General features: G+C 71.2%; 18 protein-coding genes. 5 read left to right on the forward strand and 13 right to left on the reverse strand.

Annotated elements, in window-relative coordinates:
- The first annotated feature begins 29 nt into the window (after window positions 1-29).
- Entirely contained in the window at window positions 30-1,841 is a 1,812-nt protein-coding gene (locus Acy02nite_RS24895; protein ID WP_203744550.1) for a sugar phosphate isomerase/epimerase and 4-hydroxyphenylpyruvate domain-containing protein, read from the forward strand.
- On the opposite strand, the gene Acy02nite_RS24900 is transcribed toward Acy02nite_RS24895, so the two are convergent.
- From Acy02nite_RS24900 to Acy02nite_RS24930, 7 genes are read right to left on the reverse strand one after another with little or no spacing between them, the layout of a single operon-like run.
- The gene (locus tag Acy02nite_RS24900) at window positions 1,831-3,660 is read right to left on the reverse strand and encodes an oxidoreductase (RefSeq protein ID WP_239175182.1); all 1,830 of its coding nucleotides are present in this window, start codon (window positions 3,658-3,660) and stop codon (window positions 1,831-1,833) included. The genes Acy02nite_RS24895 and Acy02nite_RS24900 overlap by 11 nt on opposite strands.
- A gap of 2 nt (window positions 3,661-3,662) precedes the next feature.
- Window positions 3,663-4,406, reverse strand: a complete 744-nt coding sequence (locus Acy02nite_RS24905) for an ABC transporter ATP-binding protein (RefSeq protein WP_203744554.1) — start codon at window positions 4,404-4,406, stop codon at window positions 3,663-3,665.
- Window positions 4,403-6,214 (reverse strand): branched-chain amino acid ABC transporter ATP-binding protein/permease, encoded by a 1,812-nt coding sequence (locus tag Acy02nite_RS24910; protein ID WP_203744556.1) that lies wholly within the window; start codon window positions 6,212-6,214, stop codon window positions 4,403-4,405. Before Acy02nite_RS24910 ends, Acy02nite_RS24905 begins: the two co-directional genes overlap by 4 nt.
- Window positions 6,211-7,080, reverse strand: a complete 870-nt coding sequence (locus tag Acy02nite_RS24915) for a branched-chain amino acid ABC transporter permease (protein WP_203744558.1) — start codon at window positions 7,078-7,080, stop codon at window positions 6,211-6,213. The genes Acy02nite_RS24910 and Acy02nite_RS24915 overlap by 4 nt, the downstream gene beginning before the upstream one ends.
- A 51-nt stretch (window positions 7,081-7,131) precedes the next feature.
- Window positions 7,132-8,289, reverse strand: a complete 1,158-nt coding sequence (locus Acy02nite_RS24920; protein ID WP_203744560.1) for an ABC transporter substrate-binding protein — start codon at window positions 8,287-8,289, stop codon at window positions 7,132-7,134.
- A gap of 24 nt (window positions 8,290-8,313) precedes the next feature.
- Window positions 8,314-10,056, reverse strand: coding sequence for a thiamine pyrophosphate-binding protein (locus Acy02nite_RS24925; protein WP_203744563.1), 1,743 nt, complete (start codon window positions 10,054-10,056; stop codon window positions 8,314-8,316).
- On the reverse strand, window positions 10,057-11,532 hold the full coding sequence (locus Acy02nite_RS24930) for an aldehyde dehydrogenase family protein (protein WP_203744565.1): 1,476 nt from the start codon (window positions 11,530-11,532) through the stop codon (window positions 10,057-10,059).
- Between the two features lie 250 nt (window positions 11,533-11,782).
- On the opposite strand from Acy02nite_RS24930, the gene Acy02nite_RS24935 reads away from it, so the two are divergent.
- The gene (locus Acy02nite_RS24935) at window positions 11,783-12,571 is read left to right on the forward strand and encodes an IclR family transcriptional regulator (RefSeq protein WP_203744567.1); all 789 of its coding nucleotides are present in this window, start codon (window positions 11,783-11,785) and stop codon (window positions 12,569-12,571) included.
- Window positions 12,572-12,625: 54 nt separating this feature from the next.
- A complete protein-coding gene (locus tag Acy02nite_RS24940) occupies window positions 12,626-13,867 on the forward strand; it encodes a CaiB/BaiF CoA transferase family protein (RefSeq protein ID WP_203744569.1) in 1,242 nt (413 codons plus the stop codon).
- 7 nt (window positions 13,868-13,874) lie between these two features.
- Here the strand turns inward: Acy02nite_RS24940 and Acy02nite_RS24945 are convergent, their stop codons facing one another.
- From Acy02nite_RS24945 to Acy02nite_RS24970, 6 genes are all read right to left on the reverse strand, one after another.
- Entirely contained in the window at window positions 13,875-14,744 is an 870-nt protein-coding gene (locus tag Acy02nite_RS24945) for a shikimate dehydrogenase (RefSeq protein ID WP_203744571.1), read from the reverse strand.
- A 91-nt stretch (window positions 14,745-14,835) separates the two neighbouring features.
- A complete protein-coding gene (gene pqqB, locus Acy02nite_RS24950) occupies window positions 14,836-15,675 on the reverse strand; it encodes a pyrroloquinoline quinone biosynthesis protein PqqB (RefSeq protein ID WP_203744573.1) in 840 nt (279 codons plus the stop codon).
- The gene (pqqE, locus tag Acy02nite_RS24955) at window positions 15,672-17,027 is read right to left on the reverse strand and encodes a pyrroloquinoline quinone biosynthesis protein PqqE (protein WP_203744575.1); all 1,356 of its coding nucleotides are present in this window, start codon (window positions 17,025-17,027) and stop codon (window positions 15,672-15,674) included. The genes pqqB and pqqE overlap by 4 nt, the downstream gene beginning before the upstream one ends.
- On the reverse strand, window positions 17,024-17,716 hold the full coding sequence (gene pqqC, locus Acy02nite_RS24960; RefSeq protein ID WP_239175175.1) for a pyrroloquinoline-quinone synthase PqqC: 693 nt from the start codon (window positions 17,714-17,716) through the stop codon (window positions 17,024-17,026). The genes pqqE and pqqC overlap by 4 nt, the downstream gene beginning before the upstream one ends.
- 124 nt (window positions 17,717-17,840) lie before the next feature.
- A complete protein-coding gene (locus tag Acy02nite_RS24965; RefSeq protein ID WP_203744579.1) occupies window positions 17,841-19,979 on the reverse strand; it encodes an outer membrane protein assembly factor BamB family protein in 2,139 nt (712 codons plus the stop codon).
- An 11-nt stretch (window positions 19,980-19,990) separates the two neighbouring features.
- The gene (locus tag Acy02nite_RS24970) at window positions 19,991-21,055 is read right to left on the reverse strand and encodes a ThuA domain-containing protein (protein ID WP_203744581.1); all 1,065 of its coding nucleotides are present in this window, start codon (window positions 21,053-21,055) and stop codon (window positions 19,991-19,993) included.
- 173 nt (window positions 21,056-21,228) lie between these two features.
- On the opposite strand from Acy02nite_RS24970, the gene Acy02nite_RS24975 reads away from it, so the two are divergent.
- On the forward strand, window positions 21,229-22,017 hold the full coding sequence (locus Acy02nite_RS24975; RefSeq protein ID WP_203744583.1) for a citryl-CoA lyase: 789 nt from the start codon (window positions 21,229-21,231) through the stop codon (window positions 22,015-22,017).
- A gap of 4 nt (window positions 22,018-22,021) precedes the next feature.
- The gene (locus Acy02nite_RS24980; protein ID WP_203744585.1) at window positions 22,022-24,694 is read left to right on the forward strand and encodes a TIM barrel protein; all 2,673 of its coding nucleotides are present in this window, start codon (window positions 22,022-22,024) and stop codon (window positions 24,692-24,694) included.
- The last annotated feature ends 37 nt before the right edge of the window (window positions 24,695-24,731 follow it).

A 24,731-nucleotide genomic window follows, 5' to 3' on the forward strand; every position in this document is an offset into this window, starting at 1 on the left:
CTGGTTCGTACACTCCCGGAAGGTGGCGTATGCCGCGCACGAGTATCGCGACCGTGTGCCTGTCCGGCACCTTGGAGGACCGCCTGGAGGCCGCCGCCGCAGCCGGGTTCGACGCTGTCGAGATCTTCGAGAACGACCTGCTCGCTTCGGCCGAGTCGCCCGAGCGGATCCGCGCGCGGGTGGCGGACCTCGGCCTCGCCATCGATCTCTACCAGCCGTTCCGGGACGCGGAGGGTGCTCCCCCGGCCCGGTTCGAGGCGGTGCGACGCCGGATGCTCGCCAAGCTCGACCTGATGGGCCGCCTCGGCGCCGACACCGTTCTGATCTGCTCGTCGGTCGCCCCGGACGCCATCGCCGACGACGACCTGGCCGCGTCGCAGCTCCGGGCACTCGCCGACCTGGCCGCCGAGCGCGGGATGCGCATCGCCTACGAGGCACTGGCCTGGGGGCGGCACGTGTCCACCTGGCAGCACTCCTGGGAGATCGTGCGCCGCGCCGATCACCCCGCGCTGGGGCTGTGCCTCGACAGCTTCCACGTGCTGTCGCGCACCGACGACTACGCCGGCATCGCCGGCCTGCCCGCCGATCGGATCTTCTTCCTGCAGCTGGCCGACGCACCCCGGCTGTCGATGGACGTGTTGCAATGGAGCCGGCATCATCGCCTGTTCCCGTTGCAGGGCGGGCTGGACCTGGTCGGATTCACCCGGGCGGTGCTGGCCGCCGGGTACACCGGCCCGCTGTCGCTCGAGGTGTTCAACGACGTCTTCCGCCAGGCCGATCCGCACCGGACCGCGGTGGACGCGCGCCGGTCCCTGACCGCGCTGCTGGACGCGACGGCCGGCGACACCGTGCCGGCTCCGGAGCTGTCCGGCATCGCCTTCGCGGAACTCGGCGTGGATGCGCAGTCCGGACCGCAGCTGGAAGCCCTGCTGGGGGCTCTCGGTTTCGTCCACAGCGGGCAGCACCGGTCGAAGCCGGTGCAGCTGTGGGAGCAGGGCGACGCCCGGATCCTGCTGAACTCCGGCGCGGGCGAGGCCGCCATCCGCGCCTTCGCGCTGGAAAGTGCCGATCCCGAGCAGTCCGCCCGGCGGGCCGAGCACCTGATGGCCCGGCCGCTGCCGCGTCAGCGTCGCCGGCGTGAGGCGGAGCTGACCGCGGTGGCTGCCCCGGACGGCACCGAGGTGTTCTTCTGCCGCACCGAACCGGGCGCCGAACAGGTCTGGCTCGACGACTTCCTGCCCACCGGCGAACCGCCCCGGCCCTCGACCGGCATCACCGCGATCGACCATCTCTCGCTGGCCCAGCCGTTCGACCGGTTCGACGAAGCCGCGCTGTTCTATCGCAGCGTCCTGGGCCTGCGCGACGACGAGGCGGGCGAGTTCGCGGCGCCGTTCGGGTTGATCCGCACGCTGGCGATCCGCAACGACGACCGGCGGGTACGGATCGCGCTGAGTGTGCCGGTGCTGCGCCGCGGCGACTGGGCGCCGGCGGTCCCGCATCCGCAGCACCTGACCCTGGCCACGAATGACCTTGCCCGGACGGCCGGCGCACTGGCGCAGGCGGGGATCGAGCTGTTGCGGATCCCCGGCAACTACTACGACGACCTGGAGGCCCGCACCGAGCTGCCGGCCGGCCTGGGAGATTTCGTACGCCGGGCCGGCGCCATGTACGACCAGGACGGTCACGGCTACTGTCTGCAGCTGTTCACGCCGGTCATGGGTTCGCGGGTGTTCGTCGAAGTCGTGCAGCGTTCCGGTTACCGCGGTTACGGCTTCGCCAACGAGCCGGTCCGGATGGCGGCTCATCGGGCGCAGCGGCTGGGTGCAACCGTCAGCGCGTGACCTGCGGCCATTCGCCGGCCGGGACGACCTGCCAGGGGCCCGTCCCGATGTCGAGGTGCCGCGGGGTGACGCCCTGGGACACCACGACCGGGCCGGCGATGCGGGTCCACTGGCGCCGGCCGGCGTGACCGAGCAGCAGGTGGTGCTCCTCGATCGCTTCAAGGGTGGTCTCCAGCCGGATCTCGACGCCGGGGCTGCCGGCCAGCCTGCGCACCGTCAATCCCTTCTCCCGGGGGCCGGCTTCGGGAGCCAGCTCCGATCCGGCGCTGATCAGCGTTGTCCGGCATCCGGCCGTCGCCGCGGCGTCGGCCAGCGCGAGGCCCACCCGGTCGGCGCCCCAGACGGTCACCCGATCGCTGGTGCGCGGGTGGCGTAGCCAGTCGTCGAGGTCGTGCACGCGCGGGTGGTCGATGCCGGGAATCGGCGGGCGCACGCCGGTCCCGCCGACCGCGGGGACCACGATGTCCGGCGCGAGACGGGTCACCGTCGTAGCGTCCGCGCGCGTTGACAGGCGCAGCTCGACGGAGAGTCTGACCAGTTCGGCGGCATACCAGTCGAGGAGCCGGCCGAACTCCGGCTTGCCGGCGAGCGCCGCGGCGAGCCGGAACGCTCCTCCGATCACCGGTTCGGCCTCCCAGAGGCTCACCACGTGCCCGGCGAGAGCTGCCGATCGAGCGGCTTCGAGGCCGGCCACGCCCGCCCCGATGACCAGCACCCGACGTGACGGTACCGGCGGCGCGGGCGCCAGGTGCTCCCGTCCGGTCCGCGGATTGACCACGCACCAGATCGGCTGCTGGGTGTGCAGACTGTCGATGCACCCCTGGTTGCAGCCGATGCACGGCCGGGGGTGTTCGCCGGCCAGGGTGGTCGCCACCCACTGCGGGTCGGCGTGCTGGGCCCGGCCGACGGCGACCAGATCGGCGGCCCCGGACTGCAGGATCGTCTCGGCCGACTCACCGGTGACGATGCGACCGGCGACGCCGACCGGCTTGCCGAACCGGCGGAATCGTGCCGCGTACGGCGCGAGGACGCCACGCTGGATCTCGCCGGGTTGCACCATCCACTCGCCTGCCTCGTAGCACCCGGCCGAGATGTCCAGGGCGTCGACGAGGTTCAGGGGGAGGCGCTCGGTCACGGCCAGGGTCGCGTCGGCGTCCAGCCCGTCCGGCACGCCCTCGAATGCCGACAGCCGTAGGAACACCGTGGTGTGCGGGGCCGACCGGCGCACCGACTGCAGGATCTCGGTGAGGAACAGTGCTGGATCGCCGTAGCGGTCGGTACGCCGGTTGGTGCGCGGCGAGAGGAACTGATGGATCAGATAGCCGTGCGCGGCATGAATCTCCAGCACGTCCACGCCGGCGTCGGCGCACCGCCGGGCCGCCGCCGCGAAGGCGTCGACGAGATCACCGACCTCGGTGGTCTCGAGCTCGCGCGGCGGCCGGCCCCGGAACGGCACTGCGGACGGCGCGACCGGCTGGAAACCGCAGACAGCCGGGTCACCGACGCGCCCGGCGTGGTTGAGCTCCACACCGAGCAGGGCGCCCTCGGCGTGCACCGCGCCGGCCAGCACGCGCAGCCCGGCGATGACATGGTCACCGTGGGCGCCGAGTTGCCGGACCCGTCCGCGCCCGTCGGCGCGGACGTAGGTCGCCTCGGTGAAGACCAGGGCCGCTCCCCCGGCGGCCCGGGCCCGCAGGTAGGCGACATAGCGGTCGGTGACCCGCCCGTCCGTGGTGCCGTAGTTGCGTTCCATCGGCGGGCTGACCACCCGGTTACGCAACTCGTGCCGGCCGACGCGCAGCGGTCGCCCGAGCAGCATCGTCACAGGCCGAGGTAGATTCGCCGTACCTGCGGGTCGTGGCGCAGCCGGTCCGAGGTGCCGGTCATCGCCACTTCGCCGTTCTCCACCACCAGGCAGCTGCTGGTCGCCTCGAACGTCAGCTTGGCGTTCTGCTCCACCAGCAGCAGGCTCATCCCCTCGCCGCGCAGCCGCAGCAGGACCGCCAGGATGTCCTCGACCAGTTTCGGCGACAGGCCCATCGACGGCTCGTCGAGCAGCAGCAGCTTCGGCCGGGACATCAGCGCCCGGCCGATGGCGAGCATCTGCTGCTGCCCGCCGGAGAGGGCGCCGGCCAGCCGGTGGCGCATCTCGCCGAGGACGGGGAACAGCTCGTACGTCTCGGCGAGCGTGGCGCGGGTCTCGGCGTTCCACTTACGGGCGTACGCCCCGAGCAGCAGGTTCTTCTCCACCGGCAGCCCGGCGAAGACGTGCCGGCCCTCCGGGACGTAACCGATGCCGTGCCGGACCATGGCGCGGGCCGGCACCCGCGTCAGGTCGACGTCGCCGAACCGCAACGCGCCGACCTGTCGTGGGATCAGCCCCATGACCGCTTTCAGGGTGGAGGTCTTGCCGGCGCCGTTGGCCCCGATCACCCCGATGGCCTCGCCGGCCGGGACGGAGAAGCCGATGTCGCGTACGGCGCAGACGCCACCGTAGTGGACGGTGAGTCCCTCGACCGTCAGCGTCTGTCCGGTCGTGGTCGCCGGCTGGGACACGGTGGTCACTTGGTCACCTCCGGGATGGATGGCAGGTCGTCGGAATCCATCGAGTCACCGAGGTAGGCCTCGATGACCGCAGGCGTGCGCGCCACCTCGGCCGGTTCACCCTCGGCGATGATCCGGCCGCCGGCCAGCACCGTGATCCGCTCGCACAGCGACATGACCAGGCCCATGTTGTGCTCGATGATGATGACCGTGACCCCGCTGTCCCGGATCGACCGGACGATTTCGCTGAGCTGGCGCACCTCCTCACCGTTGAGCCCGGCCGCGGGTTCGTCGAGCAGCAGCAGCGACGGCGCGGCGGCCACCGCACGGGCGATCTCGACGCGCCGCTGGATCCCGTACGGCAGGGATTTCGGGGCGAGCGCGGCGAATTCGGTGAGCCCGTACCGGTCGAGCACGTCACGGGCCCGCCGGTGCAACTCCCGGTCCTGTCGCAGGACGGCGATCGGCCCGAGCAGGTAGCGCCAGGCCCCGAGGGTACGGCTACGGTCCAGGGCGACGAGGATGTTCTCCTCGACGGTGAGGTCGCCGAACAGGCGCAGGTTCTGGAACGTCCGGGACATGCCCGCCCGGGCCAGCCGGTACGGGCTGCTGCCGGTCAGGTCCCTGCCCAGGAACTCGACCCGCCCACCGGTCGGGCGATACAGGCCGCTGATCACGTTGAACAGGGTGGTCTTGCCGGAGCCGTTCGGCCCGACCACGCCACGGATCTCCCCCGGTGCAACGGTCAGCGACACCTCGTCGAGCGCCTTGAGACCGCGGAACCGCATGGTCACCGCGGAGACGGTCAGGATCGGCGTTCCCGTCCCGGAGGTCTGCCCGGCTCGCTCGGCATAGGGCCGGAACGGTGCCAGGCGGGCGGCGGTGCCGGACTCACCGCGCCGGCGTCGCAGCAGGTCACGCAGTCGCTCCGGAAGCCCGGCGAGACCGGTCGGCGCGAAGACGACGACCAGCACGACGACGGCGCCGTACGCGAGCTGGGCGATCGTGGGGTGATCGGCGAGCCATTCGCGGACCAGGTAGAGGCTGACCGCGCCGACCACGCAGCCGATCAGGCTCTGCCGGCCACCGATGATCACCATGCCGAGCAGCAGGAACATGTTGGCGATGCCGAACGACTCCGGCGCGACGTAGCGGATCAGGCCGGCGTAGAGCACGCCGGCCACTCCCCCGTACACGCTGGCCAGCAGGAAGGCCGTCATCCGCAGCAGCGGGACCTCCGCGCCCAGGGCGCCGGCCGCGAGGGAGTCGTCGCGCATGGCCCGCAGCCGGCGGCCCAGCCCGGTCCGTACCACGAACAGCCCGAACGCCAGCGCGAGCACGAAGACGATCAGCTCGAGGTAGTAGTAGAGGTATTCGCTGGACAGGTCGACGCCGGGCAGCGTCGGGACCGGGATCGCCGAGATGCCCTCGGCCCCACCGCTGAGCTGCGCGTTGGTGACCCAGTTGGTGAAGGCGAGAGCCAGGCCCAGCGTCACGATGCCCAGGTAGTGCGACTGCACCCGCAGCGCCGGCGTGCCCACGACCAGGCCGATCAGCACGGTGGCGACCAGCGCCAGCGCCCCGGACACCCAGAAGCCGAGGCCGTTGTGGGTGGTCAGGATCGCGGTGGCGTAGGCGCCGACGCCGAAGAACGCGACCTGGGCCAGGTTCACCTGACCGGCCACGCCCATGCACAGCCCCAGGCCCACGGCGAGCACCGCGAAGATCAGAATCACATTCACGACATGGATGGCGTACGAGTCCAAGCCGTACGGCAGCAGCCAGGCGGCAACCGCAAGCCCCGCCCCCACGGCGATCTTCGTTCTCATGCCCGGTTCACCGTCCTTTCGCCGAAGATGCCGGTCGGGCGCACCATGATGATCACCGTGAAGACCAGGAAGGTGACCAGCTCGGAGTAGCCCTGGAAGTGCCCGGCCGTGAACGAGTCGAGGATGCCGATGGCCAGGCCGCCGGCGATCGCGCCGGGGATGCTGCCGAAGCCGCCGAGGATGGCCGCGGCGAACCCCTTGATGCCCAGCGTGCCGCCGAGCGCCGGGCTGACGTAGAGCAGCGGGCCGACCAGGCCGCCGGCCAGCGCGGCGAGCCCGGCGCCGATCATGAACGCGATCGCGTTGCTGCGCCCGACGTGGATGCCGACCGCGGTGGCGGCCTCGTGGTCCATGGCGACGGCCTGCATGGCGGCACCCCGTTTGGTGCGCGACAGGAACAGCACCAGCAGGACCGTGGCCACCGCCGCGATGGCCAGCACCACCAGGTCGTAGGTGCGGATGCGCAGCCCGAGCACCTCGATCGGGGCGGACGGGACCGGCGAGGGCACCGCCCGGCCGGTGGCGCCCCAGATCATGATGACCAGCGCATCGAGGACGATGCCGAAACCGATCGTGCCGATCAGCATCAGGTCGAAGTCGCGGTTCTCCAGGGGCCGCAGGACCCGTTCGATGATCAGGCCGATCAGCCCGGTGACCGCGATCGCGACGAGCATGGCCAGGGCGAACGGCAGTTTGGTGGACAGGTAGAAGGTGGACGCGAGGTAGGCGCCGACGGTGACGACGTTGCCGTGGGCGAAGTTGACCAGGCCCATGGTGCGGTAGACGAGGGAGAATCCCAACGCCACCAGGGCGTACACGGCGCCGAGACTGACCCCGCCGATGATCGTCTGCAGAGTTATCTGCATGGTTCTCCTTGGATGGGCGGCTCCCGGCGCCGGGACGCCGGGAGCACACGGTCAGCCGGCAGCGGCGACGAGTTTGCCGTTCTGGATGGTGCCGATCGCGGTCGCCGAGATGCCGACGCCGGTGGTGTCGAACGCGAAGTTGCCGAGCAGTCCCTGGTACTTGGTGGCGCGGATGGCGTCGGCGAGCGCCTTGCCGGTGGCCACGTTGCTGGTCTTGAGCGCGGCGAGCAGGATCTGCGTGCCGTCGTAGGCCTTCGCGCCGTGCAGCTCGGCCTCCTCGTTGAACTTCGCCTTGTACGCCGTGGCGAACTTCTTGGAAGCGTCGCTGATGTCGTTGCCCAGGTAGGGCGAGCTGACGATGGTGCCCTCGGCGTTCTTGGCGCCGGCCGTGTCGATGAAGACCGGGGTGCCCTGCGGGGCGGCGCCGGCGAAGGTGGCGGTGATGCCCAGGTCCCGGGCCTGCTTGACGATCAATCCGGACTCGACCTCTTCGGCGCCCAGGAAGATGACCTTCGGGTTCTTCTGCCGGATGCCGGTGAGCACCGCGCTGAAGTCCTTCTGGTCGGTGGTGACGACCTGATCGGCGACCGGGGTGACGCTGCGGCTCTGCAGGGCCTTGAGGAACGCGTCGTGCTCCCCCTTGCCGTACGAGCCGTTGTTGGTGATCATCGCGATGCTCTTGGTGCCCTGCTTGTCGACGATGTGCTTGGCCAGGGTCTCGTCGTAGGTGGTGCTGGTCGGACCGTTGAGGAACAGGAACTCGGAACCGGCCGCGACCAGGCCCGGCGACTGCCCGGAGGTGATGTTCGGGATCTCGGCCTGCTTCAGGATCGGTGCCATCGCGATGGTCACCGCGCTCTCGGCGGTGCCGATCATGGCGATGTAGCCCTCGCTGTCGATCTTGCGGGCCAGGTTCGTGCCGGTGGTCGGGTCGCCCTGGTCGTCGAAGACGCCCAGCTCGATCTGGCGGCCGTTGACGCCGCCCGCGGCATTCCACTCGTCGACGGCCAGCCGGGCGCCCTTGAGCTCCCACGCGCCCAGCGAGCTCAGTTGCCCGCTCTGCGCGTCCACAAGTGCGATCTTGATCGGGCCAGAGCTGTCCCCGGAGGACTTGTCGTCGGAGCCGGGAGCGCTGCACCCGGCGAGGATCACGGAAACGGCGGAAAAGACAGCGAAGGCGGATATGGCGGTGGCGCGTCGTCGGAACATGTGCGTGTCACCTCAATCATCGGTTTATTCGAAAAGTCCCTGGTAGATGTCCTTGATGTTCCAGTGGCCCGGCGTCGGGACGGGTTCGTTGACCATCGGCACGTCGATCACCGCGGGACGACGGCGCTCCACGGCGGACTTGAGCGCGGCACCGAGATCGCCCGGCTCGGCGATGTCGTAGCCGTCGGCGCCGCAGGCCCGGCCCAGGGCGGCGAAGTCGGGGCTGTACGGGTTGCCCTCCGGGTCCACGAAGTCACAGCCGTAGCTGCGGCCGAACGCGTTGGCCTGCAGGTCGGAGATGGTGCCGTGGGCCCGGTTGTTCATCACCAGGAAGATCACCGGCAGACCCTGCTCGACCGCGAGGGGCAGGGCCGGCAGCTGGGCGCTCATGCCACCGTCGCCGATCAGCGCGACCACCACCCGGTCCCGGTCGGCGATCTGCACCCCGAGCGCGGCGGCCGGGCCGAAGCCCATCGTCGAGGCGCCACCCGGGGTGATGAACCGGCCGGCCTCCGGCAGCGGGTAGCACTGGGCCACCCCGTTCTTGTTCCAGCCGACATCGGTGACCAGCACCGCGTTGTCGGGAAGGTTCGCCCGGACGTCGGCGAGGATGCGTTCCGGGCGCAGCGGGAACTTCTCGCTGCGTCCCCGCTCGGCGCTGCCGGCGAACAGTTCGGTGCGGGCCGCCCGGATCTGTTCGCGCAGGTGAGGGCGATCGCTGCCGCCGGGGTGCTGACGGCGTACCGCGGAAAGGATCTTCTTCGCCGCGAGGCCCGCGTCGGCGACCGCACCGATCTCCACCGGGTAGTTGCGGCCGATCTCGGCGGGGTCGATGTCGATCTGGATCAGCCGGCTCGGCGGGAACCGCCAGGTGTAGTCGGGATCCCAGGAGCTGGCGTCGGTCTCGGCGAAGCGGGTGGCGATCGCCAGGACCAGGTCGGCGTCGCGGGCGTACGCGTTGGTCTCCGTCAGACCCCAGAAGCCGGTCATGCCCAGGACCAGGGGGTGGTCGTCGGGCAGGGCGCCCTTGGCCATCAGCGAGTGCGCGACCGGGATGTCGAGGTGCTCGGCCAGCTCGCGCAGCGCCTGACGGCCGGCCGGACCGCCGAGCCCGCCGCCGAGATAGATCAGCGGCCGGTGCGCCGAGACCAGAGCGGCGGCGATCCGCTCGGCGTCGTCGTCGGCCAGGTCCGGCCGGGTGGTGGTCTGCGGCAGCGGGTAGGCCGGCACGCTGTCGGGCAGCGGGCGGGAGAACAGGTCCATCGGCACGTTGAGCAGGACCGCGCCGGGCCGGCCGGACGTGGCGGTCCAGAACGCGCGCTCGGTGAACCTGGTCAGGTCTTCGACGCGGTGCACCTGCCAGGCGCGCTTGACGAACGGGCGGTAGATCGCCGTCTGGTCGGCGTCGGCGTGCAGGTTGACTTCCTGGTGCGGGTGCCGGCCGTACATGTAGGACGGGATGTCGCCGGAGATGGCGATCAGCGGTACCGAGTCCAGGGCGGCGGTGGCCACGCCGGTCACCGCGTTCATCATGCCCGGGCCGACGTGCATCAGGACGACACCGGGCTTGCCGGTGGCCCGGGCATAGCCGTCGGCGGCGTGCGCGGCGGTCTGCTCGTGACGGGCGATGACGAACTGGATCGGGCTACGGCCGATCGCGTCGAGCAGTGCGATGTTGGTGTGCCCGCACGTGCCGAAGATGTATTCGACGCCGTAGTCGACGAGCTGTGTGACGAGGGCCGCGGCCCCGGTGATGGGCTCGGACATCTAGTTCTCTCCCCAGATCGACAGGTCGCGCAGCATCAGCGTCTTGACCACCGTGTAGTCCTCGATCATGTGGCGGGGCGACTCCCGGCCGAAGCCGGAGTCCTTCACCCCGCCGAACGGAATGTGGTCGAGCCGGAAGTTCGACGAGCCGTTCACGATCAGCCCACCGACCTCGAGCTCACGCCAGGCGGTGAGGATGCGCCCGATGTCGCCGGTGAACAGGCCGGCCTGCAGCCCGAACCGGCTGTTGTTGCAGGTCCGCAGAACCTCGTCGAAGTCGTCGAACGGCAGCACCGTGACCAGCGCGCCGAAGACCTCCTGGGTCACCACGGAGGCGTCGGCGGGCGGGTCGGCAACCACGGTCGGCGTGAGCGTGGCACCGTCACGAGAGCCGCCGACGGTGATCCGGGCGCCGCCGCCGGCTGCCTCGGTGGCCCAGCTGAGAACCCGCTCGGCGGCCTGTTCGTCCACCATCGAGCCGACGTCGGTCCGCGGGTCGAGCGGGTCGCCCACCCGCAGGGTCGCCACCTCGGTGCTGAGCAGATCGACGAACCGCTCGAAACAGGCTCGCGCGACGTAGATCCGCTGGACCGAGATGCAGCTCTGCCCGGAGTTCGTGTAGCCGGTGCGGGCACAGACGCGGGCCGCGGCCGCCAGATCGGCGTCATCGCAGACGATCGTCGCGGCGTTCCCGCCCAGCTCCAGGACCAGGCGTTTGGCGCCGGCCGCCCGGGCGACGGCGGCGCCGGTCTCCGCGCTGCCGGTGAAACTGATGACCGCCACCTCGGGGGCGGCGCACAGCGCGGCACCGACGTCGCCGCCGCCGTGCAGCAGCTGCACCGACTCGACCGGCGCGCCCGCCGCGAGCAGCACCGCGACGATCGCGGCCGAGACCGCTGGTGCCTGCGGCGGCGCCTTGACGATGGTGCTGTTGCCGGCCGCGAACGAGGCGCCCAGCTTGTGTGCGAGCAGGTTCGCCGGCGCGTTGAACGGGGTGATGGCCAGGGCGACCCCGGCCGGGGCGCGGTAGGTCAATGCGGTGTTGCCGACCCCGCGGGCCCAGCCGGCGACCGGCAGCACGTCACCGCCGATCTGCCGGGCCTCGGCCGCGCAGACCGCGAACGTGTCGGCCACCCGGTCCAGTTCACCGCGGCCGTCCTTGAGCGGCTTGCCCAGCTCCAGCGCGACGAGGCGGGCGATCGCCTCGCGGTGCGCGATAGCCAGCTCGGCGGCGCGCTGCAGGATCGTGGCTCGCGTGGCCGGCGCCAGGCGGGCCACCGTCCGTGCGCTCGCTTTCGCGTACTCCGCGGCCTGGCGGGCGTCGCCCGGCTCGGCCACGCGGGCCCGGCTGACCACCGTACGGGTGTACGGCCCGATGCGCTCGGCGGACGGTCCGTCGCCGATCCACTTCCCGCCGAGCAGGGCCGGCACGGAAACCACCGATCCCGGCGCGGTGTCGAGGATCGCGTCGAGCATCCTTACCTCCTTGGTCCGTCAAGTGGACCACTTACGGTCAATCTGGACCGCTGTGCGGACTTGGGTGTAACGTACGGTTGGCCGCCGGGCGAAGGCAATAGGCATGGTCGAAAAGTTACGAGCAGATGTCCTCGTCGCCGGGACGGCAGAATCGTCGGTGTCCGAGACACCACCGCCGCATGCCGCGGCGGCGTCGCGCCACGGTGACGTGGTCGCGACGCGACAGAGGGAGTGAGCCACCGTGCCATCCGTGAGCAGCCGCAAGGCCACCGGCGAGGAGACGTCCGACGTCCAGGGCGTCCGCAGCATCCAGCGTGCACTCGACGTCCTGTCGCTGCTGAGCGAGGACCGGCCGCTGATCGCCATCCGCGACATCGTGGCGGCGACCGGGCTGGCCAAGACGACGGTGATCCGGATCGTCCAGACCCTCGAGCAGAGCGGCCTGCTGTGGGCGACCAGTTCCGGTTACATGGCCGGCCCCGGCCTGTGGCGCTGGGCGCACCTGGCCAAGCGCGGCTGGGAGCTCCCCCCGGAGACCCAGCGCCTGATGCGGGAACTGGCGGCCGGTGAGCGGGAGACGGTCAACGTCTACGTCGCTCGTGACATCGTGCGGATCTGCATCGCCCAGCAGGAGAGCCCGCAAGCGTTGCGGCACGTCGTGCAGGTCGGCGACGAACTGCCGCTGTGGGCCGGCGCCTCGGCGAAGGTGCTGCTGCGCGGCGCCTCGCCGGCCCTGCTGGAGCGGGTGACCCGCTCCTCCCCCTACGGCGAGGAGCACGTGGCCCGGATGCGGGAGTGGATCGACCAGGCGGCCGAGCAGGGGTACGCGATCAGCCACGGCGAACGCGACGCGGGGCTGTCCGCCGTGGCGGTCCCGATCCTGGGGCGCTCCGGCACGGTGGTGGCAGCGCTCACCCTGAGCGGGCCGACAGTCCGCTTCACCGACGAGCGCGTCGCCGGGTTCACCCGGGCCCTGCTCGCCGCGGCGACACAGATGAACGAGCGCGGCTTCGATCATCCGCTGGGCTCGTCGTTCTAACCCCCGGCCCGGACCCCTTCGATCCGGCCGGGGACATCGGAAGGAGAAACGCGCATGCAGGATCGGCCGCTCGACGGTGTCCGCGTCCTCGACCTCACCAACGTCCTCGCCGGGCCCTACTGCACATACCACCTGATGCTGCTGGGCGCGGAGGTCATCAAGATCGAGGTCCCCGGCCGCGGCGATCTCGCCCGGCGGCTGGGGCCGGACCCGGAACTCAATCGCGCCAAGCTCGGCGCGTCGTTCCTGGCCCAGAACGCCGGCAAGAAGTCCGTCGAACTCGACCTGAAGGACGATCGTGGCCGGGCCACCTTCGCGGAGTTGGTGACGCACGCCGACGTGCTGGTCGAGAACTTCCGGGCCGGCGTGCTCGATCGCATCGGATTCGGCTGGGAGCGGCTGCGGACGCTGAACCCGGCGCTCGTCTACTGTGCGATCAGCGGTTTCGGTCAGCACGGGCCGATGAGCCAGGCCCCGGCGTACGACCAGATCATCCAGGGCCTGTCCGGGATGATGAGCATCACCGGCACTCCCGACACCGTTCCGTTGCGGGTCGGCTTCCCCGTCGCCGACAGTGTCGGCGGACTCAGCGCGGCGCTGGCGATCAGTGCGGCGCTGGCCGGTCGCCGGCACGACGGCAAGGGACGTTTCCTGGACGTGTCCATGCTGGAGGCCTCGCTGTCGGCGATGGGCTGGGCCGTCTCCAACTACCTGGTCAGCGGGGTCGAGCCGGAACCGATGGGTGATCAGAACGCCACCGCCGCGCCGTCCGGGACCTTCGACGCCGCGGACGGTCCGCTCAACATCGCGGCGAACCGGCAGGAGCAGTACGAGACCCTGTGCCGGCTCGTGGGCCGTCCCGACCTGATCACCCACCCCGACTTCGCCGAGCGGGAAGCCCGCAAGAAGAACCGCCACGCGCTCAACGCGCAGCTCAACGAGGCACTGCGGTGCCGTCCGGCCGGCGAATGGGAACGGATCCTGCAGGCGGCCGGAGTTCCGGCGGCGCGCATCCTGACCGTCGCCGAAGCGGTCGCGGCCGACCAGGTGACGGGTCGTGGGTTCCTCGCCGACCTCGCGTTCCCGCCGGGAACGCCCCGCTCGGCCGTGGACCGCGCTCCGGGCGGGACGTTGCGGGTGAGCGGCAACGGCATCCTCGTCGACGGCGAGCCGCTGACCCCGACCGCGCCACCACCGGGGCTCGGAGAGCACAACGCGGAGCTGCCCGAGTTGCTGCACCGCTGGCGGGACGCCGGACGGCCGGGGCTGGCCGGCGTCCCGGACCGGCGACGGTGACGGTGGCCTAGGCATCACGATCACCGCCGGCCAGTTCGAGGAAATCGCGGTACATCGCCTCCTCGTCGCCCGCCCGCCCGGTGAACAGGCGGAACGAGGCGGCGGCCTGGTAGACGACCATGCCGCCGCCGTCGGCCACCCGGCAGCCCCGCTGCCGGGCCGCGCGAATCAGCTCCGTCTCCAGCGGGCGGTAGATGACGTCGGCAACCCAGAGCTCCGGTCGCACGTGCACCAGGTCGATCGGCACCCCGGGATGGCCCTCCATCCCTATCGGAGTCGCGTTGACCAGGCCGTCGGCGGCGGCGAGCCGATCGGGCGCGGCCTCCGGCGTGATCGCCTCGACGGTCAGGTCATGGTGAGCCGTGATCGATCGGAGCAGCCGTTGTGCGCGGTCGAGATCGAGGTCCGCGACAGTGAGCCGGCGGGTGCCCGCGGCGGCCAGCGCCGAGGCCACCGCCAGGCCCGCACCGCCCGCGCCGAGCAGCACGACGTGCCCGGGCGCCACGGCGGGCAGTGCCCGAGCCAGGCCCTGGGCGAATCCGTACCGGTCGGTGTTGTGACCGACCGCGCGCCCGTGCCGGAAGACGACAGTGTTCACGGCACCGAGCTCGGCCGCCTCGGGTGCCAGTTCGTCGAGGTACTTGACCACTTCCTGCTTGCAGGGGTGGGTGATGTTCAGCCCGCGGAAGCCCAGCTGCCGTGCGTGCGACAGCAGCTCCCCCACGTCACCGGCGGCCAGGCCGAGCACCTCGAGGTCGATGATCTTGTACAGGTAGCGGAGGCCCTGCCGGTCGGCTTCGCGTTCGTGCAGGACCGGGCTCATCGATGTCCCGATCCCCGAACCGATCAGCCCTACCAGGTGACGCTCGTCGTTCACGACGGCCTCCAGTTCTTTGTACGAACCAGTACGTTAGTTATTGACGCACGGACATGCGATGTCAAGAGACGGCGTGCAATTCGTGGCCCGATCAGTGATCGGTGAACAGTTCCAGCCCGTCTCCGGCGATGTCGTCACCGGAGGACGGGTTGGTGTTGTTGAGATGCCCGTAACGGAATCGGGTGGCCGGATGCCGGGCGGTCATCGGGCGCGACACCGCCATCGGCAGGTGCCCCATGCGCTGCGCGGTACCCGGCCGGCCCGTCGATCGGGTGAGCTCGTCGTCGGTGGTGAACGTGCCGTCCAGCAGGACCTCGTCGGCACCGGCCACGAAGACGTCGAAAGCCGGTGTCCACACGGGCAGGCAGGTCGCGTAGACGAACGACGAGCCGCCGCGGGTGTCCGTCAGCCGCAGCGCCGAGACCCAGTCGTCACCGGGCGCGTCACCGGCATACCGGGGACGTTTCGTACCGACCGTGATCCGCTGCGCGACCAGCCCGCCGTCCAGCACCACCCCGGTGGGCATGTCCCGCCAGTCCAGGTCGGTGTAGGCGCCGAGCATCGGGCGCAGGGGGAACGCGGTGGTCAGGGCGTGCGTCACCGTCGCGGTGGCGAAGACGCTGATCCGTACGGCCTCGCGCAGGCTCAGCAGGCCCAGGGTGTGATCCAGCTCCGCGGTGGTCAGCAGCACGCCCCGCAGCGGCGTCTCGCGCAGCCCGGGCCCGGGCGCCAGCTCCGGCGTACGCAGGATCTGTGTCCGGATGTCCGGGCCCGCGTTGAGCAGATACCAGGCCGTGCCGTCGCCGGTGACCGCGACGGTGTCCTGCGTCCGGTCGCGCCCGTCGCGGCGGGCGTCCCGGCAGACCGGGCAGGCACAGTTCCACTGCGGGGCGCCACCACCGGCGGCGCTGCCGAGCACTCGTACCCTCATCGGTATCGACGTGCGACCATCGGTGGCCGTGGCGTGCCGGCCGGCGCGAGCAGACCGTGATCCGGCGACAGTGAGCACGCCGGGTCGGTGGCCGTCTGGTCGCCGGTGAGCTGGAAGGCCTGGCAGCGGCAGCCACCGAAGTCCACCTCGCGCAGGTCGCAGCCGCGGCACGGGTCCGGCATCCAGGCGGTGCCGCGGAAGCGGTTGAACAGTTCGGAGTCGTGCCAGATGTCGGCGAGGCCGTCGCGGCGCACCGAGGGTGGCCGGGGACCGGGCAGTTGCGCGGCGGCCAGGCACGGCAGGACCACCCCGGTCGGCGACACCGCGAACTGCCGGGAGCCCCAGCCGTTCATGCACGGCTTGGGCCGGCCGGTGAAGTGGTCCGGCTGGACGTAGACGATCTCCATCACGTCGCCGTAGCGCTCCTGGACCTCGCGGGCGGCAACCGCCGAGCGGCGCACCTGCTCGGTCGTGGGCATCAGGGCCGCCCGGTTGCGCAGCCCCCAGCCGTAGTACTGGGTGTGCGCCAGCTCCAGGCGGCCGGCGCCCAGCGAGGCGGCAAGCTCCGCGAGGTCGGCGAGCCGGTCCACGTTGGCGGCGTGCAGGACCACGTTGATCGTCAGTGGCAGGTCCGCCTGCCGGATCATCCCGGCGGCCTCGATCTTCTTCTCGTGGGCGCGCAGCCCGGCGATCGCGTCGGCGGCCGGGGTATCGGCGTGCTGCACGGAGAGTTGGACGTGGTCGATGCCGGCGGCGCCGAGCCGGTCCAGGCGCCCGTGCGACAACCCCACCCCGCTGGTGACCAGGTTGGTGTACATGCCCAGCTCCCGGGCGTGGGCCACCAGGTCGGCCAGGTCGGGGCGCAGCACCGGCTCGCCGCCGGAGAAGTGCACCTGCAGCACGCCGAGCGCCCGCGCCTGATCCAGCACGGCGAGCCACTCCGCGGTGGTGAGCTCGTCGCGGACCGGGTCGATCTGGACCGGGTTCGAGCAGTAGCCGCAGCGCAGCGGGCAGCGGTAGGTCAGCTCGGCGACCATGCCGATCGGCAGCGGCGCGGCGCCGGTGAATGCACCGGCACAGCGTTCCCGACCGGCCGACCGGCCGGCGTCGGTGAGCAGACGCCGGCCGGTCAGCTGGTCGATGAGCCGCGTGACGTCGTCGGCACGCGGCTCATCGTAGGTCCGGGCGAGCTCGGCGACGATGCCCCCGAGGTCACGCCGCCCGTCGCAGGCCCGGACCACGTCCACGGCCGGACCCTCCAGCAGCAGGGCACCCTCCGGGTAGAGCAACGCGTCGGCGTCACGGACCGGATCGTGCACCAGCCGTACGCCGGTGGCCAGGCCAGGTCTCACGGCACTCCTCCCTGATGGTCGACGGCGTCGAGGATCGCGCCGAGCACGTCGCACTTGAAGGTGAGCGCCTCGATCGCCGCCTGCTGCTCGTCGGCGGTGCGGCAGTGGGTCAGGACCAGGTCGAGGGTGTACGTGGCGTCCCCTTGCACCACCGGGATGCGGTTCTGGAAGTACGCGTAGCCCTCCGGCTTGATCCAGTCGTAGTGTTCGCGCCACGCCGCGACCCGGGCGGCCATCAGCTCCGGCGAGAACAGTTCGGTGAGAGCGGCGGCAGCCGCCTGGGTCCACGGCCGGGTCTGGCAGAAGTGCAGGTAGCCGTCGACCGCGAAGCGGGTGCCGCGGGCGACGTGCCGCTCGTCGAGCAGGGCGGCACGCTCCAGTTCCACGGCGTCGGCGAGGGCGAGCCAGTCGGCCGTCCCGCCCTCGCCGTCGCGGGATCCGTCGTGGAAGGTCACCCGTTCCAGCCACCGGCGCCGGACCTCCGGGAGCGGGCAGTTCGCGATGATCGCCGCGTTCTTGCGCGCCAGGATCGTCTGGTAGTACCACCGGTTGGCGACCCAGGAGCGGATCTCGCCCGGGGTGCAGCCGCCCGCGTGCAGCCGCCGGTGGAACGGATGGCGGTCCCAGTATCGCGGGGCCAGGCCCCGCAGGGCGGCGGCGAACTCGTCTCGGGTCAGCGGATCGGCCACGGTTCCGCGCCGGCGTAGCCGGAGATCTCCGCGCGGGATTCCAGGCATTCGGTACGCGGCTTGGTCCAGACGCGGCGCTTCGGTGTCTTCGGTGTCGTGGGCATGACTCTCCTTCGCGGAACGATTACGTGACTACGATCTTTCCGGTGTTCTGGGGGTAGATGGCATCGTTGTAGAAATACGTACCGGGCCTGGTGAACGTGTGGGTCCAGGACTTGCCCGGCATGAGCACCCCGGTGTCGAACTCGTCGTCGAAGAACGACACGGCGGCGTGCGCCGACGCGTTGCCCGCCGGGTTGACGAACGTGACAGTGGCGCCGGCCGGGATCGTCAGGTGCTGCGGTGACATCGCGTTCTGCGCGACCGTGTTCTCCGTGGCGCCCGGTGCGCCGCGGGTGGCGTCCCAGACCCGGCCGATGGTCACGGTGTACCCGGCCGCGGCGCCGGTGACCGGTGCGGCGCGCACGTCGTTGCGTTTCGACGGTGGTGTCGGGGCGGGCGCGGGCGCGACGGTTCCGCCGAGCTTGAACGCCCACAGGTGGTCGCCCTTGGGGATGTCCGGGTACGGCAGGCCGTTGCCGCCGGCGAGCACCGCGATGTACTGCTCGCCGTCGATCTCGTACGCGATCGGGCTGGTGTGCACGCCGGCGCCGGTCTGGAAGCTCCACAGCACGTCACCGGTCACGTCGTCCATGGCGTGCAGCACGCCGTCCGGCCCACCTTGGAACATCACCCGGCCGGCGGTGGTCAGGATCCCGTTGCCGTGGGCCAGGGACCACTCGCCGTCCTTGACCCAGACCGGCGTGTTGGTGACCGGGTCGACCGCGGCGATGCCCCCGGCGAAGTACTCCCCCAGCGGCCGGGACGTGTTGACCCGCCCGTCGCGGGCGTTGGAATAGCCGGAGTTGATCAGCCCGTAGCCGACGTAGATCCATCCGGTGTGCGGGTTGAACGACAGGTGCGCCCAGTCGGCGCCGCCGCCCGCGCCGGGGAAGATGATCACCGGCCGGTCCCAGTGCGGGGTGTAGAGGCCGCCGGTCTCGTAGAACGGCACCGGCCTGGTGGCCTTGTCGATCCGCGGCTCCTGCGGGACGAACGGCTTGCCGCCCGGGAACGGCTGGGTCGGCGCGGTCCTCTGCCGCTCGTCCTGCGGGACCGGCCGCTCGGTCATGCCGTGGATCGCCTCGCCGGTGCGCCGGTCCAGGATGTAGTACATGCCGACCTTGCTGCCGTAGACGACGACCTTGCGCTTACGGTGCTGGACGACGATGTCGATGAGCACCGGGGCCATCACGTTGTCCATGTCCCAGATGTCGTGGTGCACGGACTGGAAGTGCCAGCGCCGCTTGCCGGTCCGGGCGTCCAGGGCCACGATCGAGTTGGCGAACAGGTTGTCGCCGGCGCGCGAGGATCCGTCCGTACGCGGGTAGGGTCCGCTGAAGGTCCAGTAGACCAGGCCCAGCTCCGGGTCGATCGCGGGGTGGATCCACGGCACGGCGCCGCCGGTCTTCCAGGAGTCGCCGGCCCAGGTGTCGTTGCCGAACTCGCCGGGCCCGGGCGCCGACCAGAACGTCCAGGCGATCTCCCCGGTGGCCGCTCTCAGCGCGTACGCGCGTCCGCGTGCCCCTCCGGTGCTGCCCTGCATGCCGACGTAGATCAGCCCGTCGAAGTAGACGACGGCGCCGGCCAGGGTCCCGGTCAGGCCACCGCACTGGCCGTTGCCCGGGTCGCACCCGCTCTCGGCGCCACCCTCGTCGGCGGTGATCAGCGCCTTCTGCCAGACGACGGCGCCGGTCCGCTGGTCCAGCGCGTAGACGATGTTGGCGCCCGAGGTGGAGAAGACCTTGCCCTCGCCGAGCGCCACCCCGCGCATGTTGGTGCTCTTGGTGCCGAGGTTGGTCTTCCACTTGATCGCGCCGGTCCGGCCGTCGACGGCGAAGACGTTCTGCTGGGTGGTCTGCACGTAGAGCACACCGTCCTGGACCACCGCGGTGCTCTGCTGAGCGGCGGCGGTGCTGCCACCCTCCAGGTTGGTGTGCCACGCGCCGCCGAGCCGGTTGACGGTGCGTTTGGTGATCCGGCTCAGGTTCGAGTGATTGGTGTTGCCGAGGTCGCCGCAGACCTTCGGAAAATCCTTGCCGGTACGTCCGAAGGCCGCCGGCTGCGAGGGAACGGCGGGCCCGGCGGCCAGGGCCGGGTGGCCCACCACCGTCGCACCGGCCGCGCCCGCTGCCGCACTCGTCAGGAACTTGCGTCTCTCCACGATCGCCCGCCTCAGCCGCAGAAGGGGAGGTTGCCCATGGCGGACAGGACCCCGTTGACGATGTGCTTCTTGAAGAACGCCTGCCCGGGGTAGCCGGAGCCGTCGGTCCACGCGGCCGAGTCGTGCCCGAGCGCGGTCACCCAGGAGCGGCCGCCGTCGTAGTACTGGCACCAGGAGATCGGGTGGAACCTGCCGTGCCCGGGGTGCGTGCCCGATCGCGTGGCCAGACTGGACTCGTCGACGCCGAGCAGGAACTTCACCCGGGTCGGGAAGGGCATCCAGTTGTACCACTCGTCCTTGAACTCCCACCGCGCCGGCAGTCCCGCGGTCGAGGAGTCCCTGGCGAGCGTGACCACCGTGCCGGTCTGCAACGCGCCGTGGTCGTAGTACTGCGTGCCGCCGCACAGCCCCTCGTAGTACGGCCAGTTGTACTCGGTGCCGCCGATCGCGTTGTGGATGCCGACGAAGCCGCCGCCGGCCCGCACGTACTGGCGCAGCGCGGTCTTCCCGGCGTCCAGATGCGCGCCGGTGGTGGTGTTCACCGCCGAGCCGGGCTGCACCGCGGTGCCGTGCTTCCACAGCGTGTCCCGGCTGGTGCTGCCGAAGATCACTGCCTTGTACGGGCTGCCGATGCCGGGCAACTGGGTCACGTCCTCGGTCCAGTCGACGCCGACGCCGGCCTCGCCGAGCCACTTGACGATCGCGTTCTGCAGCACGTGCGCCGGGGTCAGGGCCGGGTTCAGCCCGCCGGCGAGCGCGGGGCCGAGATGGGCGTGCCGCGGTCCCGCCGTACGGGTGTAGAGCAGCACCCGGTCCTGCCGATTGCTGACCCACGGGTGGTACGACGCCGGGACCTGCCCGCGGACCACGTTGTAGTACGGGTCGAAGTACTGCTCCTGACCACGAGGGATGTTCGTCGTGATCGGCTGCTTGCTGGTGGGCTCCTTCCCACCGGCGTGGCGGTCACCCGCCTCGGCCGGCGACGCGACCGCCGCAGCCGCGGTGGTAGTGGCCGCGGTCGCTGCGGCGGTGACGGCGGCGCCTCGAAGTACCGCGCGCCGAGGAAGTTTTGCCATGGACCTGCCCTTCGCCGTAAGCATGGTCCGCCAGGCGGACCTAGGGTGCCGCTGTGAGGTCCCGCTCACTATAGGGACGATCTCTCGCCCTTCACAACCGTTGATTTCATCGACGTAAATTCCGCTGTACGGTACTGCTAGACCGCTCAGCGGACCGGAGCTAGAGTTTCGCCATGACGGATTCGCTGGCCGCTGATTGGTGGGGCACCGCGGTGTCCCGCATCGAACCCAACCGCATCGAACTGCGTGGCACGCCGGTCCAGGACCTCATCGGGTCCATCGGGTTCGGGGCGATGATCTGGCTGATGCTGCGCGGTGAGCACCCCGGCGACCAGCAGGCCGCACTGCTCGAGGCCGCCCTGGTCGCCGGGGTCGACCACGGCCCGCACGCCCCGTCGATCGCGGTCGCCCGCATGGCCGCCACCTGCGGGGTCGGGCTCAACAACGCCATGGCCAGCGCCATCAACACCCTCGGTGACTCACACGGCGGCGCCGGCCAGGAATGCGTGCTGCTGCTCGACGAGATCCGCGCCCGGGAGTCCTCCGGGCTCGAGCTGAGCGCCGCCGCCGCCTCGGTGATCGCGGAGTGGCGCAACCGCGGGATCCGGTACCTGCCCGGCTTCGGACACCGGTTCCACACCCGCGATCCGCGCCGGGATCCGCTGCTGACCCTGGTCGAGAAGGCGGTCGCGACGAAGGTGGTTCCCGGCGACCACCTCCGGGCCGCCCTGGCCGTCGAGACGCACCTCAACGCCGGACGCAGCAGGCCGGTACCGATGAACATCGACGGTGCCACCGCCGTCATCTACGCCGAACTCGGCTTCCCCGCACCCCTGGCCCGCGGCCTGTTCGTGCTGAGCCGCAGCGTCGGCATCCTCGCCCACGCCTGGGAGGAGATGGGGCAGGGCAGGCGCAACAAGGGACCGATCCCGCCCGCCGTCCGGCCGACTTTCCTGGGTTGATCCCATGCCTGCCCACCGGAAGTCCATCGCCACGTCATGCCTGTCCGGAACGCTCGAGGACAAGCTGGCCGCGGCCGCGGCCGCACGCTTTCACGGCATCGAACTGACCGGCAGCGACCTGGTCGCCTCGTCCTGGTCGCCACGGCGGATCCGGGACGAGTGCGCGCGGCGTGGCCTGTCCGTCGACGCCTACGCCGGCCTCGGTGACCTGGAGGCGGTCCCACCGCAGATCTTCGCCGCCGGCCTGCGCCGCGCCGAGCACACGTTCGACCTGCTCGAACAGCTCGGCACCAGCACGGCACTGGTCGCCTCCTCGATGTCACCCGACGCCGTGGACGACGACGAGCTCGCCGCCGAACAGTTGCGGGAACTGGCGGTACGCGCTGAACGGCGCGGCCTGCGCATCGCGTACGAACCTCAGGCGTGGGGCCGGCACGTCAGCACCTACCCGCACGCCTGGCGGATCGTGCGCCGTGCCGGGCACCCGGCGCTCGGCCTGTGCCTGGACAGTTTCCACGTGCTCTCGCGCGGCGACGACCCGTCCGGCATCCGGGTGATCCCCAGCGACAAACTGTTCCACCTCCAGCTCGCCGACGCCGCACGAGCGACCATGGACCTGGCCGAACGCGGCCGCCACCATCGACTCTTCCCCGGCCTCGGCCACCTCGACCTCGCCACCTTCCTGCGCCACTGCCTCGACACGGGCTACGACGGACCGTTGGCACTCGACGTGCTCAACGACGTCTACCAGCAGGCCGATCCCCGGCACACCGCGATCGACGGCATGCGATCGCTGCTGGCCCTGCAGGAAACGGCCGGCGCCCCGGGCGCGTCGTCCGGGCTGCCGGCGGCGCCCGAGCTGAGCGGCATCGTCTTCACCGAACTGGCCGTGGACGAGACCTCCGGACCCATGGTGGCCACGGCTCTGGCCGGTCTCGGCTTCGCGCACGTGGGCCGGCACCGGTCGAAACCGGTGCAGCTGTGGCAGCAGGCCGACGCCCGCATCCTGCTGAACTTCGACGCCCAACGAACCGTCACCCCCGGCACGGCGTCGGTCTGCGCGTTCGCGGTGGAGACCGCCGACCCGGCGCGGTCCACCCGGCGGGCCGAGCAGCTGCTGGCCCCCGTGCTGCCGCGACTGCACGAGCCGGAGGAGGCGGAACTCGCCTCCATCGCCGCGCCCGACGGCACCGCCGTCTTCCTCGTGCGCACCGGGCCCGACCGGGAGAGCTGGGCCCAGGACTTCCTTCCCGTCGACGCTCCGGCGACCACCGCCGTGGTCACCGGCACCGATCACCTCTCGCTCACCGACACCGTCGACGACTTCGACGACGCGGCCCTGTTCTACCGCGTAGTGCTCGGCCTGCGCGCCGGTGCGACCACCGAGATCGCCGCGCCGTTCGGACTGATCCGGAGCCGGGCCGCCACCGATCCGCGGCATCGCGTCAGGATCACGCTCAACACCGCACCGCTACGGCGCGGCGACTGGGCGCCCGCCGTGCCCAGTCCTCAGCATGTGGCCTTCCGCACCGACGACGCACTGGCCGCCGCCGCGGCGATGCGCGCGCGGGGAGCGCCCCTGCTCACCATCCCGGACAACTACTACACCGACCTCGGAGCCCGCCTGGACCTCGCGCCCGGGTTCGTGGCCGCACTACAGGCGAACTCCGTCCTGTACGACCGCGACGAGCACGGTGCGTACCTGCACTTCTACACCGAGATGCTCGGATCGAGAGTCTTCTTCGCCGTCGTGCAGCGCATCGACCGGTACGCGGGGTACGGCGGGCCGGTCAGTGCGCCGGTGCGGATGGCGGCCCACCGGGAACGCCGGCTGGCCACCCTGCGCGACGCCCCCGCGTCCACCCCGGTACGCCAGGACTACTCGCTGGCGCACCTGACCGCACTGAGCCTGTCGCCGCCGGAGCTGGTCGACGCGGCGGCCGAGGCCGGCTACCGCTACGTCGGACTGCGCCTGACCCGCGTGACCACGCAGGAGCCGCACTATCCGCTGGCCACCGACCCCGCCCTGCTGCGCACCACCAAGCTTCGCCTGGCCGCCACCGGCATCGAAGTCCTGGACATCGAACTGGCCCGGATCAGCCCCGGCGATGACCCCCGGGACTTTCAGCGCTTCCTGGAGACCGGCGCCGAGCTGGGCGCGCGCCATGTCATCACTCAGCTGCCCGATCCCGATCGCAACCGCAAGACCGAGCGGTTCGCGCAGCTGTGCGAGATGGCCCGGCCGCTCGGGCTGACCGTCGACCTCGAGTTCCCCTCCTGGACCGAGACCCCGGACCTGCCCTCGGCGGTACGCGTCCTGCGCGGCGCCGACCAGCCGAACGCCGGCATCCTCATCGACCTGCTGCACTTCGCGCGATCCGGCTCCAGCGTCGCGGACCTGCGCCAGCTGCCCGCCGCATGGTTCCACTTCGCTCACGTCTGCGACGCGCCGCCCGGGGTACCGGACACCAACGAGGGGCTCATCCACGCTGCTCGCTTCGAGCGCCTGTTCCCGGGCGAGGGCGGCATCGACGTACGCGGCATCCTTGATGCTCTTCCGGCCGGGATTCCCTATGCGCTGGAGATTCCGCGGGCGACGCTGGTCGCCCAGGTCGGCGGCAAGGAACACGCCCGGCAGGCCATCGCGGCGACACGCGGGCACCTGCAACGCCGATGAAGAACTCATTGCCATCGATCAATGCCGGGGTTACGTT

The sequence above is a fragment of the Actinoplanes cyaneus genome, from assembly GCF_016862095.1.
GTDB lineage: Bacteria > Actinomycetota > Actinomycetes > Mycobacteriales > Micromonosporaceae > Actinoplanes > Actinoplanes cyaneus.

What these genes read in the sequence shown, in the direction of transcription:
- Acy02nite_RS24895 (WP_203744550.1), top strand. Translation starts at nt 30, where the DNA reads ATGCCGCGCACGAGTATCGCGACCGTGTGCCTGTCCGGCACCTTGGAG.
- Acy02nite_RS24900 (WP_239175182.1), bottom strand. Translation starts at nt 3,660, where the DNA reads ATGCTGCTCGGGCGACCGCTGCGCGTCGGCCGGCACGAGTTGCGTAAC.
- Acy02nite_RS24910 (WP_203744556.1), bottom strand. Translation starts at nt 6,214, where the DNA reads ATGAGAACGAAGATCGCCGTGGGGGCGGGGCTTGCGGTTGCCGCCTGG.
- Acy02nite_RS24915 (WP_203744558.1), bottom strand. Translation starts at nt 7,080, where the DNA reads ATGCAGATAACTCTGCAGACGATCATCGGCGGGGTCAGTCTCGGCGCC.
- Acy02nite_RS24920 (WP_203744560.1), bottom strand. Translation starts at nt 8,289, where the DNA reads ATGTTCCGACGACGCGCCACCGCCATATCCGCCTTCGCTGTCTTTTCC.
- Acy02nite_RS24925 (WP_203744563.1), bottom strand. Translation starts at nt 10,056, where the DNA reads ATGTCCGAGCCCATCACCGGGGCCGCGGCCCTCGTCACACAGCTCGTC.
- Acy02nite_RS24930 (WP_203744565.1), bottom strand. Translation starts at nt 11,532, where the DNA reads ATGCTCGACGCGATCCTCGACACCGCGCCGGGATCGGTGGTTTCCGTG.
- Acy02nite_RS24940 (WP_203744569.1), top strand. Translation starts at nt 12,626, where the DNA reads ATGCAGGATCGGCCGCTCGACGGTGTCCGCGTCCTCGACCTCACCAAC.
- pqqB (WP_203744573.1), bottom strand. Translation starts at nt 15,675, where the DNA reads ATGAGGGTACGAGTGCTCGGCAGCGCCGCCGGTGGTGGCGCCCCGCAG.
- Acy02nite_RS24970 (WP_203744581.1), bottom strand. Translation starts at nt 21,055, where the DNA reads ATGGCAAAACTTCCTCGGCGCGCGGTACTTCGAGGCGCCGCCGTCACC.
- Acy02nite_RS24975 (WP_203744583.1), top strand. Translation starts at nt 21,229, where the DNA reads ATGACGGATTCGCTGGCCGCTGATTGGTGGGGCACCGCGGTGTCCCGC.
- Acy02nite_RS24980 (WP_203744585.1), top strand. Translation starts at nt 22,022, where the DNA reads ATGCCTGCCCACCGGAAGTCCATCGCCACGTCATGCCTGTCCGGAACG.